This window comes from Lachnospira eligens (assembly GCF_009680455.1).
Lineage (GTDB): Bacteria > Bacillota > Clostridia > Lachnospirales > Lachnospiraceae > Lachnospira > Lachnospira eligens_A.
This window is the reverse complement of the sequence record NZ_WKRD01000014.1, coordinates 1-13,372: the sequence shown is the minus strand read 5'-3', so window position 1 is coordinate 13,372 and position 13,372 is coordinate 1. Positions and strand designations below refer to the sequence as shown.

The 13,372-nt window shown below is 37.7% G+C and carries 15 protein-coding genes; 13 read left to right on the top strand and 2 right to left on the bottom strand.

What is annotated here, in order from left to right:
• Nucleotides 1–68: 68 nt before the first annotated feature.
• The gene (locus GKE48_RS13945; protein ID WP_154301352.1) at nt 69–1,406 is read right to left on the bottom strand and encodes a CapA family protein; all 1,338 of its coding nucleotides are present in this window, start codon (nt 1,404–1,406) and stop codon (nt 69–71) included.
• A 190-nt stretch (nt 1,407–1,596) separates the two neighbouring features.
• On the opposite strand from GKE48_RS13945, the gene glnA reads away from it, so the two are divergent.
• The 10 genes from glnA to GKE48_RS13895 all read left to right on the top strand — a co-directional run bounded on the left by glnA (nt 1,597) and on the right by GKE48_RS13895 (nt 9,614).
• Nucleotides 1,597–2,931, top strand: coding sequence for a type I glutamate--ammonia ligase (glnA, locus tag GKE48_RS13940; RefSeq protein WP_055288171.1), 1,335 nt, complete (start codon nt 1,597–1,599; stop codon nt 2,929–2,931).
• 44 nt (nt 2,932–2,975) lie between these two features.
• On the top strand, nt 2,976–3,530 hold the full coding sequence (locus tag GKE48_RS13935) for an ANTAR domain-containing response regulator (RefSeq protein ID WP_055216886.1): 555 nt from the start codon (nt 2,976–2,978) through the stop codon (nt 3,528–3,530).
• A 52-nt stretch (nt 3,531–3,582) separates the two neighbouring features.
• On the top strand, nt 3,583–4,482 hold the full coding sequence (gene dapF, locus GKE48_RS13930) for a diaminopimelate epimerase (RefSeq protein WP_055288170.1): 900 nt from the start codon (nt 3,583–3,585) through the stop codon (nt 4,480–4,482).
• A 1-nt stretch (nt 4,483) separates the two neighbouring features.
• Complete coding sequence (locus GKE48_RS13925; protein ID WP_154301351.1) at nt 4,484–5,113, top strand: cyclodeaminase/cyclohydrolase family protein; 630 nt, start codon at nt 4,484–4,486, stop codon at nt 5,111–5,113.
• 82 nt (nt 5,114–5,195) lie between these two features.
• Nucleotides 5,196–6,038: a bifunctional 5,10-methylenetetrahydrofolate dehydrogenase/5,10-methenyltetrahydrofolate cyclohydrolase gene (locus GKE48_RS13920; protein WP_012738687.1), complete on the top strand. Its 843-nt coding sequence runs from the start codon at nt 5,196–5,198 to the stop codon at nt 6,036–6,038.
• A gap of 100 nt (nt 6,039–6,138) precedes the next feature.
• Nucleotides 6,139–6,534, top strand: coding sequence for a CidA/LrgA family protein (locus GKE48_RS13915; protein ID WP_012738688.1), 396 nt, complete (start codon nt 6,139–6,141; stop codon nt 6,532–6,534).
• Nucleotides 6,527–7,219, top strand: coding sequence for an LrgB family protein (locus GKE48_RS13910; RefSeq protein WP_118009783.1), 693 nt, complete (start codon nt 6,527–6,529; stop codon nt 7,217–7,219). The genes GKE48_RS13915 and GKE48_RS13910 overlap by 8 nt, the downstream gene beginning before the upstream one ends.
• Before the next feature lie 448 nt (nt 7,220–7,667).
• On the top strand, nt 7,668–8,243 hold the full coding sequence (locus GKE48_RS13905; RefSeq protein WP_118265722.1) for a cytidylate kinase-like family protein: 576 nt from the start codon (nt 7,668–7,670) through the stop codon (nt 8,241–8,243).
• Nucleotides 8,244–8,259: 16 nt separating this feature from the next.
• On the top strand, nt 8,260–8,940 hold the full coding sequence (locus tag GKE48_RS13900) for a FadR/GntR family transcriptional regulator (RefSeq protein WP_242854974.1): 681 nt from the start codon (nt 8,260–8,262) through the stop codon (nt 8,938–8,940).
• Between the two features lie 23 nt (nt 8,941–8,963).
• On the top strand, nt 8,964–9,614 hold the full coding sequence (locus tag GKE48_RS13895) for an HAD family hydrolase (RefSeq protein WP_055288164.1): 651 nt from the start codon (nt 8,964–8,966) through the stop codon (nt 9,612–9,614).
• 5 nt (nt 9,615–9,619) lie between these two features.
• On the opposite strand, the gene GKE48_RS13890 is transcribed toward GKE48_RS13895, so the two are convergent.
• Nucleotides 9,620–10,573 carry an SGNH/GDSL hydrolase family protein gene (locus GKE48_RS13890; protein ID WP_055288163.1) on the bottom strand — a complete coding sequence of 318 codons (954 nt, stop codon included), beginning with the start codon at nt 10,571–10,573 and terminating at the stop codon, nt 9,620–9,622.
• 359 nt (nt 10,574–10,932) lie between these two features.
• Between GKE48_RS13890 and GKE48_RS13885 the strand changes: the two genes are divergently transcribed.
• From GKE48_RS13885 to GKE48_RS13875, 3 genes are all read left to right on the top strand, one after another.
• Nucleotides 10,933–11,772 carry a bacteriohemerythrin gene (locus tag GKE48_RS13885; protein WP_154301350.1) on the top strand — a complete coding sequence of 280 codons (840 nt, stop codon included), beginning with the start codon at nt 10,933–10,935 and terminating at the stop codon, nt 11,770–11,772.
• 269 nt (nt 11,773–12,041) lie between these two features.
• Nucleotides 12,042–12,539: a type III toxin-antitoxin system TenpIN family toxin gene (tenpIN, locus tag GKE48_RS13880; protein ID WP_154301349.1), complete on the top strand. Its 498-nt coding sequence runs from the start codon at nt 12,042–12,044 to the stop codon at nt 12,537–12,539.
• A gap of 156 nt (nt 12,540–12,695) precedes the next feature.
• Nucleotides 12,696–13,372, top strand: a 677-nt coding sequence (locus tag GKE48_RS13875; RefSeq protein WP_154301348.1) for a hypothetical protein, incomplete at its 3' end; no start/stop codon positions are given.

Here is a 13,372-nt window from a genome sequence, read left to right as displayed (position 1 = left end):
CTGATACCTCGGATAATGCTTAGTATCAATATATCTCTTTACATTTTAAAAAATTACTGCTTTTTTCATTACTTAGCAGAAGAACTGCTTTCTGTTGCAGATGTATCTTTAACAAGACCATCAGGATGGAGTGAAACATTTAATTCACTTGTGCTTTCATCGTAATCATCGCCAAGAATCTGCTTAACGAGAGTCTGGCAGTATGAAAGGCTGAAATCAGAGCAGCCGGAATCGTTGCGGATTGCGTTGCCTGATGCCAGTGATTCTGTGTAATCACTTAATTTATATGTAGTGATTGCTTTCTTGCCGAAAAGCTTCTGTGTTATGACAGGTGTAAGATTATAATTCTTAACATAACAGCCTGTTTCATCTTTAACAAGTGTCATCTTAGCCATACCGCCTATCATACGAGGCTTCTGATCCTGATTAGAAACGAAGTTACCAAGTGAATAGTATACAAGCATTTCATGCCCCTTAGTATCAGATACAACCTCGACAGGTTCAAGAACATGAGGATGTGTACCTATAACTACATCAACACCAAGGCTTAAGAAAAGCTGTGTCCAGTAATTCTGGTTAGAATCTGGTGTGTAGACATATTCAGTACCCCAGTGTGGAAGTACAATAACCATATCAGCAAGCTGTTTAGCCTTAGTTACATCTGCTGTAATCTTATCTTTATCAAGCATGTTTACAATATAAGGCTTGGAATCAGGAATAGGAATTCCATTAGTTCCGTATGTGTAGTTAAGAAATGCTATCTTGAAGCCTTCTTTTTCATAAACATATATATTCTCATAGTCTTCCTCTGTTTCGTTGATACCAAGAACAGTAGTATCAGGATGATAAGTCTTCCAGAATGAAAGGCAGTTCTCAACACCCTTAAGCCCCTTGTCTAATGTGTGGTTGGTAGCATGAAGGATAATATTGAATCCTGCTTTAACTTCTGCATCACCAAGTGCCCATGGTGAGTTAAATGTTGGATATCCTGTGTAAGCAAAATCAGAACCGCCGAGGATTGTTTCCTGATTGACGATTTTTATGTCTGCAGAGCTGATATCCTTAGCTATGTTAGTGTAGAGGTGGTCGAAGTTGTAAGTTCCATCATCCATAAGACCACTTTTTACTACACCTTCATGCATAAGCATATCACCAATCATCATAAGGTCGACTTCGACAGTCGGAACCTTGGTTGTAGTTTCTTCCTCTGTTGTTGGTTCAGCAGTAGTCTCATTATTCTGGTTATCGGCAACAGAAGGATTATTTTCTTTTTTGTGACTGCCGATAACAGCGAATACGATACCTATAGTTACAACAAAGAGTACAGCAGCAATGATAGCAATGAGTTTTACATTAAGCTCAGAGCGTCTGCGTCTCTTAAGAGGTACATTTGTTTTCTTAGCCATAATTTATCTCCCTTAAAATTATTAATATATGTCTTAAAAAGACGAAATATGCATAACTATGGTACATTAAGAAACAAAATTATTCAAGAAAAATATTTGTATTATACACAAAGAGATTAAAATGTAGTATATTTATAAAAGTTGGCAATAAGCCACAATAAGAAATATATAATTATAACGGAGGTTTCTTATGAGCAGATACACTAAGGACGATATATTCAGAATGGTTGAAGAAGAGGATGTAGAGTTTATACGTCTTCAGTTTACAGATATTTTTGGAACACTTAAGAATATTGCAATTACTTCAAGCCAGCTTGAGAAGGCACTTGATAACAAATGCATGTTTGACGGTTCTTCTGTTGAAGGCTTTGTAAGAATTGAAGAGTCAGATATGTATCTGTATCCTGACTACGATACATTTGAAATATTCCCATGGAGACCACAGCAGGGAAAGGTTGCAAGACTTATCTGTGATGTGCATACACCAGATGGCAAGCCTTTTGAGGGCGACCCAAGATGGATACTTAAGAAAACTATTAAAGAAGCGAATGAAATGGGATACCGCTTTGATGTCGGTCCTGAATGTGAATTCTTCTTATTCCATACAGATGACAACGGACTTCCTACAACTTTAAGCCATGAAAAAGCTGGATATTTTGACCTCGGACCTAATGACCTGGGCGAGAATATAAGAAGAGACATGGTTCTTACTCTTGAGGATATGGGATTTGAGATTGAGGCTTCACATCATGAGGTTGCTCCTGCACAGCATGAGATTGATTTTAAATATGATGAGGCTTTAAAGACAGCAGATAATATACAGACATTTAAGATGACAGTTAAGACAATTGCCAAAAGACATGGACTTTATGCAACATTTATGCCAAAGCCAAAGTTTGGTATCAGCGGTTCTGGAATGCATATTAATATGTCACTTGCAACTGAAGAGGGTAAGAATATATTTGCAGATGAGAATGGAAAGATTGGTTTATCAGATGATGCATATCATTTTATTGCTGGTATTATGAAGCACGCAAGAGGTATGTCAGCAATAACTAATCCGCTTGTTAATTCATATAAAAGACTTGTTCCGGGATATGAAGCACCTGTATATATAGCATGGTCAGCAAAGAACAGAAGTCCGCTTATAAGAATACCTGCATCAAGAGGGAATGGGACGAGAGTTGAGTTAAGAAATCCGGATCCTACAGCTAATCCATATCTCGTTCTGGCACTCTGCCTTGCAGCAGGACTTGATGGTATTAAGAACAAGATAGAAGTGCCTAAGAGTGTTGACTGCAATATATATGAGATGACACCTGGCGAGAGAAGGGCAGCAGGAATAGAGAATATGCCGGCAGACCTTAAGGAAGCTGTTGACTGTCTTGTGGCAGATGAGTTTTTATGCAGCGTACTTGGAGAACATATTACAACCAAATATGTTGAAGCTAAGATGAAAGAATGGGAAAACTACACAACAAGAGTCTCACAGTGGGAAATTGATGAATATCTCTACAAGTATTGATTAAACATGGTAAAGCGTATGCTAAGTAGAAAAGGAGTTAATTGATGTCCACATTGATTGTAGCATTTCCTAAGTTAGAGGAGGCTAAAGCAGTAAGGAATCTTTTGATTCACAGAGGCTTCGATGTCGCTGTACCATGTACAAGTGGGGCACAGGCAATTAATCAGGCTGATACTTTGTCTGATGGAATCATAATATGCGGATATAAGCTGTCAGATAATATGGTTTATACTGAATTATATGAATATAAGCCAAAGAGCTTTGAGATGTTGTTAGTTGCGTCCCAGAACAGATGGGAAGATTGTCAGGACAATGGAATTGTATGTGCGGCAATGCCAATAAAGGTTAATGACCTTGTGTCAACTATAGAGATGATGCTTCAGGCACAGATAAGGCGTAGAAGGAAATTAAGGTCACAGCCAAGAAAGAGAAGTCCGGAAGAACAGAAGATAATTGATGATGCAAAGCATCTGCTTATGGAAAGAAATAATATGTCAGAGCAGGAGGCATTCAGATATATCCAGAAATGTAGCATGGACAGTGGCAATACAATGGTAGAGTCAGCAACTATGGTAATGGGAATATATCAGGATGTATGACAAATGTGATTTATCACTGCATTTATAATATATAGGAAAAGGGAGACGCAGTATGAAGTTTACTAAAATGCATGGAGCAGGCAACGACTACATATACGTAGACTGCACACAGTCGGTAATTGATAATCCGTCACAGGTCGCAATTGATTTAAGTGACAGACATTTTGGAATAGGTTCAGATGGACTTATTCTTATAAAGAACTCAGATAAAGCTGATTTCTTTATGGAGATGTACAACGCAGATGGTTCGCAGGGACAGATGTGTGGTAATGGAATAAGATGTGTTGGAAAGTTCGTATATGACAACGGACTTACAGATAAAACAACAGTTACTATTGATACACTTGCAGGTGTGAAGATACTTGAGCTTAAAACTGGTGCAGATGGCAAGGTTGAGACAGCAAGGGTTAACATGGGCGCACCAATTCTTGAGGCAGCACAGATTCCTGTTGATACGAAGGAACTTAAAGAATATAAAGGCTGTGAGATAGAGACAATTGCCGGAAAGGTTGTTAAGACACCTGTTGTGGATGAGACTATTGTTGTAGAAGGTAAGGAGTACAAGGTAACAGCAGTTTCAATGGGTAATCCTCATGCTATTGTTTATCTTGATAAAGATATTGATATTAAGAAATTTGAGATTGAAAAAATCGGACCTTTCTTTGAAAATCACAAAGCATTTCCAGAGAGAATTAATACTGAATTCATTCAGGTTGTAGATAAGAATAATCTTAATATGCGTGTGTGGGAGAGAGGTTCCGGGGAGACACTTGCCTGTGGTACAGGTGCATGTGCGAGCCTTGTTGCAACTGTTCTTAACGGAATGTGCGACACAACAGCAACACTTCATCTTCTTGGTGGTGACTTAAAGATTACATGGGATAAAGATGAGAATACCGTATATCTTGAAGGCCCGGCGAAAACAGTATTTACAGGGGAGGTAGATATTTAATATGATGACAGATATGACAATGGATAATTTTCTTGCGGTTTTATCTTCAAGTGAACCGGTGCCGGGAGGCGGCGGAGCGTGCGGATATGTGGCAGCAGTAGGCATGAGCCTTGGTAATATGGTGCTTGCACTTACTACAGGAAAGAAGAAATATGCAGAGTATCAGGAAGAGATTGAAGAACTTATTGTTAAAGCGACAGACCTTACAAAGAAACTTGCAGAGTGCATGGATAAGGATGCTGAAAGCTTTAAGCCTCTTGCAGCAGCTTATGGTCTTCCTAAGCATACAGAAGAACAGATTAAGGAAAGAGAAGCAATTATGGCAAAGGCACTTGTTACAGCCTCAGAAGCCCCTCTGTCAATGATGGAGCTTATACTTGAAGCCATGAAGCTTATCGACCGTATATCTGTAATTGGAAGCAGAATTGCAATCAGTGATGCAGGTGTCGGCATAACAATGTGTGAGGCTGCAATGAAGGGTGCTTCGCTTAATGTATTTATCAATACAAAGCTTATGAAGGACAGAGAACTTGCTGAAGATATGAACTTTAAGGCAGATAAGATGCTTGCTGAAGCAGCACAGATTGAAGAAGAAACATTTGGAAGAGTTATGGATGCTGTAAGACCATAGAACAAGATTGCAAAACAAGGAGGAAAATTCCTCTCCTCGCTGGAGAGGCTCGGATTTTGCTTCGCAAAACAAGGAGGAATATATGGAGACACTTAAGGGATTACCGGTTGCTAATGCTATTAATGAGAAGATTATTGAAGAGATGAAGGACTGGAAGGGCGCAATTCCACATCTTGCAATTGTGCGTGTTGGTGAAAGACCAGATGATATGTCATATGAGCGTGGCGCTACCAAGAAGATGGAAAAAGTAGGATTCAGATGTACTTCATATACATTTCCTGCTGATATTGATAATGATACTTTCCAGAAAGAATTTGACAAGATTAATGAAGATGAGGATATTGACGGAATTCTTCTTTTAAGACCTTTGCCAAAGCATCTTGATGAGAAGGCAATTGAGAACAGAATTGCCAGTGTGAAGGATCTGGACGGAATATCACCTATGAATCTTGCAAAGGTATATGCAGGGGATCCGACAGGATATGGTCCATGTACAGCAGAAGCTGTAATTGAGATGTTAGATTATGCAGGAGTTGACTTAAAGGGTAAGAGAGCAGTAGTTATCGGAAGAAGTCTTGTTATCGGTAAGCCGGTTGCGATGATGCTTATGAAGAAGAATGCAACAGTAACAGTGTGTCATACTAAGACAGTTGATATGCCGGGAGTATGTAAGGGCGCTGAGGTGCTTGTTGCGGCAGCAGGCGTTGCAAAGATGGTTGACAAATCATTTGTTGCAGATGGTGCAGTTGTAATTGACGTTGGAATAAATGTTGATGAAGACGGCAATCTGTGTGGTGATGTTGATTTTGAAGATGTTGCAGAGAACGCTTCTGTATGTACACCGGTTCCTGGAGGAGTAGGTTCGGTAACAACATCAGTTCTTGCAAAACATCTGCTTAAGGCAGCTAAGGCAAGAAGAGCATAAAAAAGTCCTTGCTTTATTGTACATAAGAATGTATTATAATTTGCGGTATGAATTGGTAGCACCAATTTGTACCGCAAATTTTTATTTATGGAGAAATGTTATGAAATTATTGAGACAGTTTCTTATAATACTGGCTATTTCATTTGTCGGAGAAGCACTTAAATATCTGCTTCCGCTGCCGGTTCCAGCCAGTATATATGGAATGGTGATACTTTTTGTTGGACTTCTTACCGGACTTATAAAGCTTAGCTGGGTAAAAGACGCAGGAAAATTTCTTATAGCTGTAATGCCTGTTATGTTCATTCCGGCAGGAGTAGGACTGATGTCTTCATGGGGGGTATTAAAACCTATGCTCGTGCCGGTGCTTGTTGTTACGGTTGTTGCTATAATTACGGTTATGGCGGTTACAGGTCAGGCTTCCCAGATAATCATACGTGCTGACAGGAAGAGAGAATTACGCAAAGCACAAAGAAATGAGGTTAATACTAATGAATGATTTTTTCAGAGAATCACTTTTTGCCGGAGTCACATTAAGTCTTTTATCATACTTTATTGGTTCTGTGCTTAAGAAAAAATTCAAGCTTGGAATATTCAATCCACTGCTTATATCAATAATAATAACAATAATAGTACTTGCAGTATCAGGTGTTGATTATGATGTATATAATCAGGGTGCCAGGTATCTTAGCTGGTTTCTTACACCGGCAACTGTATGTCTTGCAATTCCGCTGTATGAGCAGTGGAGTCTTCTTAAGAAGAATTACAAGGCAGTTGTTGTAGGAATAGCATCAGGTGTGCTTACAAGTTTAACAACGGTACTTGTGTTATCTAAAATTATGAATCTGAGTCATGCAGAATATGTTACTCTTCTTCCGAAGTCAATAACTACTGCTATTGGTATGGGAGTTTCTGAGGAACTTGGAGGTTATGTAACAATCACAGTTGCAGTTATTGTTGTAACAGGAGTTCTTGGAAATATATTTGGTGAGCTTATATGTAAAATATTCAGAATAAAAGAACCGATTGCCAAAGGACTTGCGTTGGGATCTGCTGCACATGCGATAGGAACAGCCAAGGCTATGGAAATGGGCGAAATTGAAGGTGCAATGAGCAGCTTATCAATTGCAGTTGCAGGTATACTTACAGTTGTACTTTCATCAGTATTTGCTGGATTTATGTAAAAGATAGTGTAAAATGGCATATGAAATTAATGTATGAATGGGGTAAAAACCTATTAAAGCTGCTAAATGTGATGAAATAGTAGGTTTATTAAGAGAAAATTCTGAGGATAATTAATGCGGATAAAGAAAATTGCCTACTAAATTGATAATTTAAGCCAAAATAGTAGGTCTTTTTGCTGATTAGAACTGTCTGATATTATAGACATATAAGAAAAATACCTACTAAAAGTGTGAACAGTGTTTATTTAGTAGGTATTTGGGTTGAAAAGAAGAATTACAAATCAACTAACAATGTGGAAAAGACCTACTAGATTGCTAAATATGATGAAATAGTAGGTAATTAGGAGAACAGTGTGAAGATATTATTTTCACATGCGGGGTTTGTGCCTGCGCGCACTTGGCACAAACCTGTTATGCGCAAAAAAGCGTGCGCAGAAAAGAGGTATATATGATAATCACAATTGCAAGACAATGTGGATGTATGGGTGACCAGATAGGAAAAGCACTGGCAGAGAAATATTTTATACCATTTTATGATAAGGATGCTGTTTGTAGGCTGGCAAAAGAGAAAGGTCTGTATGAAAAATATCCATATTTTTATGGAGAAATGCCACTTGATATGATGCTGTATGCTGACACAATGGCAGGTGATGATACATCAGATAATGGAAAAACTCCACGCAAGGCTATGGCTGACATAATCGGTAATGAAAATTGCGTAGTTGTCGGCAGATGCGGAAATAATGCATTCAGACACAGAGAAGATGTTATATCAGTATTTCTCACAGGAAACAAAGAAAAAAGAGCAGAACTTATAGAAAAGAAGCACAATGTCAGCCCTAAGAAAGCAGCTAAGATAGTTGAAGATACAGACCTTAGAAGACGTTCATATCACAATTATTATACAGGTGAAGAATGGGGAAATGCAGAATATTACGATATATGCATAGATGTTTCAAAGGTTGGGGAAGATGGTGCACTAAGACTTATAGAAGCCTATATTAATGAGACAGGGGTGTTATAAGCTGAAACAGGATAATATGAATCAGAAGAAAATATCGCAGGAATACGAAAAGGCAATTCAATATATTTATGAGCTTATGAAAAGCGGGGAGCTTACAATAGGAAGCAGGCTGCCTACTGAGCGTGCACTTGCAGAAACACTTGGAATAGGACGAAATTCAACAAGAGAAGCTTTAAGTATTATGCATGGAATGGGACTTATAGAACGCCGTCAGGGTTCTGGTAATTATATATCAGAGAATGTCGGTCAGTCTATAAAGCAGACTATATTAATGATGATTGCATTAAAGACTATTACTAAGCGTGAAGTATGCGAATTCCGCCGCATGATGGAAAAGTCAGTGTGTAATGCAGTAATACATACAGGTCTTACGAAAGAACAACGGGAGCGGTTGGAAAGCATGGTTAATCAGATGAGCATGGTAATAGGTGAAAACCTTGTTGATACTGATAAAGCATTTCACGAGGAACTTATTGCAGATACCGGAAACAACCTGTGGATTACACTGATGGAAGCTGTTGTTGAAGTCTACCGCGAATGGATAGATTATGTCATAAAGCATGCAGATGGAATTAAGAAAAAGAAACTTTTAAAGACACATGAAATGATATATGATAGCCTTATAAAGAAGGATATTGAGACACTTAATGCAGCGATTGATGAGCATTACGATATAATTGAGGAGCTGCTGGGATAAAGAAGCCATAACAAGGAGGATATATGAAATACAAAATCGTTGTATTTGATCTGGACGGAACGATACTTAATACATTGGAAGACCTTGCAGATAGTACTAATTATGCACTTTCAGTATTTGATATGCCTGAGAGGACGATTGAAGAAATCAGACATTTTGTTGGCAATGGGATAAGAAAGCTGATGGAAAGAGCTGTACCACAGGGAACACCAGAAAGCATGATAGTTAAGGTGCATGAAACATTTACAGAGCATTACAAGAAGCACTGTGCCGATAAGACAAGACCTTATGATGGAATAAAAGAACTTATTGAGAATATAAGAAATGCCGGTGTGTACACTGCGGTTGTATCTAACAAGGCTGATTATGGAGTGCAGACTTTATGCAAAGATTATTTTCCGGGACTATTTGATTATGCGGTTGGAGAGAGAGAAGGCATAAGAAGAAAACCATATCCGGACAGCGTTAATGAAGTATTAAGACAGTTTGATGTTGACAGAACACAGGCTGTATATGTCGGGGATTCAGAAGTAGATGTCCAGACAGCGGCTAATGCAGGAATGGATGTATGTATGGTTGGCTGGGGCTTCAGAGATGAAGAATTCTTAAAGGATAATGGGGCTGAGTTTGTTGTACACAGCCCCGAAGAAGCATGGGAATTCATTAATAAGTAATATACTTATACCACGTTATGAAGCAGGGAAGACTGCAATTCACAAAGCTGGGGGTTCTTGGATTTAAGAATCAATTCTACCAGACCTTCGGTGATAAGCATTGCTCCATCCTTGTTAAAATGTGTATTCTCAGAAACAGTTTCTGGCTTGGCAAGTTCTTTTAAGAAATCGTCAGGCCATTTTCCTTTATTGATACCTTTTTTGATTGAAGTATATCTGTGGATATTGTCATGTCCGATTTTTTCAAAAAGTTCAACTGAATAAGAAAACAGGTCAAGTACAGGAGTGCCGGTTTCTTCGCCAATCTGGCGCATAGCTCTTATATAGCTGAAATTATTACCGCCGTGGCAGCCGGGAGCGTCCATAATTGTTCCGTCATCATTAAAAAATGTTCTTGCAGGCGCAGTAACTAATACAGGAGATGCATCATGCTTTCTTGCCATATCAATAAACTGTTTGATGAACCATTTGTAACTGCCCATAGAAGCGTCTTTTGAGTATGGATAGTAAGTGTCATATGGATAAGACTGGTTTATGGCTAGAACACTGTTAAGAACAGCCTGTTTATCAGATATCGAATCATCGTTATTAAGTGCCTCAATATATTCAGGTGGTATATAATTCTTAGGCATCTTAACTCCTGCTATAACAGGAAATCGACCTGATTCATCTGGTACGCCAAGCGGAGTCTGACGGTTAAACATAGATTTGTAATCCTTTGAATCGTCATCATTATGACAGAACTCTATAAAAAGATAGTCTCCGGACTGAATATGTCTGTCAATCTCTTCAAATCTTCCTTCATTAATAAAAAGTCTTGAACTTCTGCCACCCTTGGCATAGTTAAATACATTTACATCAGGCTTAAAGAAGCGTGGCAGAAACTGTCCCCAGCCTGCAATAAATTCTTCTTCAGTATAATTCTGTACAATAGAATCTCCAGCAAGATAAATGTTCATACATACCTCCTTGTTTTGCGAAGCAAAATGCGACTGCCCATGCAGGAGCAGAGGTATTGCCTCCTTGTTTTGCGAAGCAAAATGCGACTGCCCATGCAGGAGCAGAGGTATTGCCTCCTTGTTTTGCGAAGCAAAATGCGACTGCCCATGCAGGAGCAGAGGTATTGCCTCCTTGTTTTGCGAAGCAAAATGCTTTCAATAAGTTAATTATAGCCTTAAATGTTTTGACAAACTACATTTGTTTTGCGAATAGACTCATTAAAAACAGATATTTAATGTTTCAGTCGGACAGCATTGCACAGATTAAAGAAAAGGTGTTATAATACAAGGCAAATATAAGCACGAGGAGATTGATATATATGTACGAATTTACAGAAGACTGTATGATACACATTGATAATATTGATGAAGAACATAGAAAACTGTTCCAGATGCTTAATGAAGCATTTGCACTGGTAAAAGAAACAGATAATGCCGCGTCAATTGCGAAGAATCTTATAGATAATCTTAAGGATTATGCTATTACACATTTTGCTCATGAAGAAGAATACATGAAGAGTATTCATGACCCGGAACTGCCAATACAGCAGAGAGAACACAAAGCATTTGCAGAAAAGATTAATACATTTAAGTTAGATGAATCTTCACCGGAGGCAGCAAGAAATTCTCTTAATGAGCTGCTGCTTTATCTTACCAGATGGCTTTACAGCCACATCTTGAGCAGCGACATGATGATTGGAAAGATGGCACCAGAAACTAATGTTGATGACGCATTTGCATTTACAGACAAATATATAACAGGAATTGAGCTTGTCGATGAGGAGCATAAGCATCTTTTTGATATTATCAGGGACACTAATGATGTTATACATGCAGAACTTCTTCATGATAAATATGATGAAATCATAAGACTTCTCTCAGAATTGAGGGAATACACGGAGACGCATTTCAGTGATGAGGAAGAACTGATGAAGAAAATCGGGTATCCTGAAATTGAAGCACAGAAAAGGGCACATTCAGCATTTGTAGAAAAGCTTGTAAATATTGATTTCAGGGAGCTTGAGGCAATGGATGATAATCAGGAGGAATATCTTATGGATCTTATAGGATTCCTGCTTGGCTGGCTGTCTAATCATATACTTGCTTCGGATAAGAAGATTGGGGAATATGTGAAGGAACATCCAATAGAAATTCAATAAAAATTAAATAAAAAGTATTGATATTTATGCTATAAAAGCATATAATACAATTGAGAACAGAAATGTTCTTCTTCGTCATTAATGATGAGTCCTGTGACGGTTCTGACAGGACGGTAAAATAAAAAGTGACCGAGCGATGAGTCCTGTGACGGTTCCGACAGGACGGTAAAATAAAAAGTGACCGAATGATGAAGCTAATTACGAGAGGCTGTATAGTCTCTCGTTTCTTTTTACTCAGTCGAGTGGCTATTTCCAGAGGAGACAATTGAATGAATTTACCACAGAATGATTATCAGATTCTTAGGTTGACGGAACATTTTTATAATGCATATCCTGATCCGCCATATAGAGAAGTATTGAAGAAGAACCAGAGAGCATATAATTGCTTATTATTTCAGACTCATTATGATTTTTTTATATGCATTCCATATAGAACAGAAATACATCATCCATATGCTTTTCATTTTTCAAAAACCAAAAGATCTAAAGCACATAAATCGGGATTGGACTATAGTAAAATAATCATTATAACTAAGACAAATTATTTGGATTCTACAGATGCTATCGTTGATAAAGATGAGTATAATGAGACGATGATAAATTTAGAACGAATAAAAAAAGATGCACTTGATTATGTAGAAGAATATATGGAATTTACGAATGGGAAAAGAAAGCTACATAAAAAAATGTTTGATAGAAAATATGGATTTTCAACATTACAATATTTTCATAAAGAGTTAGGGATAGAAGTCTTGAAACAGACATAAATGGATTTATTATGAATATGGCAGTCTGCTTTTCAGATTGATAAAAAGACACGATATACTATAAAAATATTTACAATGGGGGGGGGAAAAGTGCTATAATTCTCACAATAATTCTATGTAAGAATTGTACAATATGAGAATGAGGAGAGGATTAAAATGCAGACAAGAAAAATAGCATATGCAGTAATGGGAGCATTGATGATTACATCAGTATTAGCAGGATGTGGGAAGAAGGAGAATACAACAACTGCTGGTAATGAAGGAAACTCACAGGTTAGCCAGACGCAGGAAAGTAGTTCTAAGAGTGAAGAAAAGCAGACAAGTTCAAGTGAAGCGATGTTAGAGAGTAAAGGTGAAAATTTTACAGGATATACAGCACAAATACCTAATGGATATAAAAAAATAGGAAATTCAGGGAAAATAATATTTAATGCAAATGATAAGGTTGATTTGTATATATCAAAAATTTTGGATACAAAGAAAACAGAGCCATTATCAGATATAACTAAAGAAAAGATATCTGAGTATATATCACAGCATGTATGGACTGATGATGGTATTTCAGAACAAATAAGTGGATATACAAAAGATGTTCCTGTGACATTAACATCAGTTGCTGACACAGAGGTTAATGGAATAAAGATGAAGAAGTTTGAAGGAAAGCTTACATTGGCTAAGTCAAGTAGTGATACGGATACAACATGGGATTGTTATATATATGGATATGTATTTGAAACAAGGGTAAATACCATGGTGTTTTATGGACTTGAGCAGGAGCAGTCACAGCCAGCAGATAAGATTGCTTTAATAAAGAAGAATATGGATGCAATGGT

Bases quoted from the DNA above. Each gene is read 5' to 3' on its own strand.
- GKE48_RS13900 (WP_242854974.1), top strand. From the start codon at position 8,260: ATGAATCAGAAGAAAATATCGCAGGAATACGAAAAGGCAATTCAATAT.
- dapF (WP_055288170.1), top strand. From the start codon at position 3,583: ATGAAGTTTACTAAAATGCATGGAGCAGGCAACGACTACATATACGTA.
- GKE48_RS13915 (WP_012738688.1), top strand. From the start codon at position 6,139: ATGAAATTATTGAGACAGTTTCTTATAATACTGGCTATTTCATTTGTC.
- GKE48_RS13920 (WP_012738687.1), top strand. From the start codon at position 5,196: ATGGAGACACTTAAGGGATTACCGGTTGCTAATGCTATTAATGAGAAG.
- GKE48_RS13895 (WP_055288164.1), top strand. From the start codon at position 8,964: ATGAAATACAAAATCGTTGTATTTGATCTGGACGGAACGATACTTAAT.
- GKE48_RS13945 (WP_154301352.1), bottom strand. From the start codon at position 1,406: ATGGCTAAGAAAACAAATGTACCTCTTAAGAGACGCAGACGCTCTGAG.
- glnA (WP_055288171.1), top strand. From the start codon at position 1,597: ATGAGCAGATACACTAAGGACGATATATTCAGAATGGTTGAAGAAGAG.
- GKE48_RS13910 (WP_118009783.1), top strand. From the start codon at position 6,527: ATGAATGATTTTTTCAGAGAATCACTTTTTGCCGGAGTCACATTAAGT.
- tenpIN (WP_154301349.1), top strand. From the start codon at position 12,042: ATGAATTTACCACAGAATGATTATCAGATTCTTAGGTTGACGGAACAT.
- GKE48_RS13925 (WP_154301351.1), top strand. From the start codon at position 4,484: ATGATGACAGATATGACAATGGATAATTTTCTTGCGGTTTTATCTTCA.
- GKE48_RS13935 (WP_055216886.1), top strand. From the start codon at position 2,976: ATGTCCACATTGATTGTAGCATTTCCTAAGTTAGAGGAGGCTAAAGCA.
- GKE48_RS13905 (WP_118265722.1), top strand. From the start codon at position 7,668: ATGATAATCACAATTGCAAGACAATGTGGATGTATGGGTGACCAGATA.
- GKE48_RS13890 (WP_055288163.1), bottom strand. From the start codon at position 10,573: ATGAACATTTATCTTGCTGGAGATTCTATTGTACAGAATTATACTGAA.
- GKE48_RS13885 (WP_154301350.1), top strand. From the start codon at position 10,933: ATGTACGAATTTACAGAAGACTGTATGATACACATTGATAATATTGAT.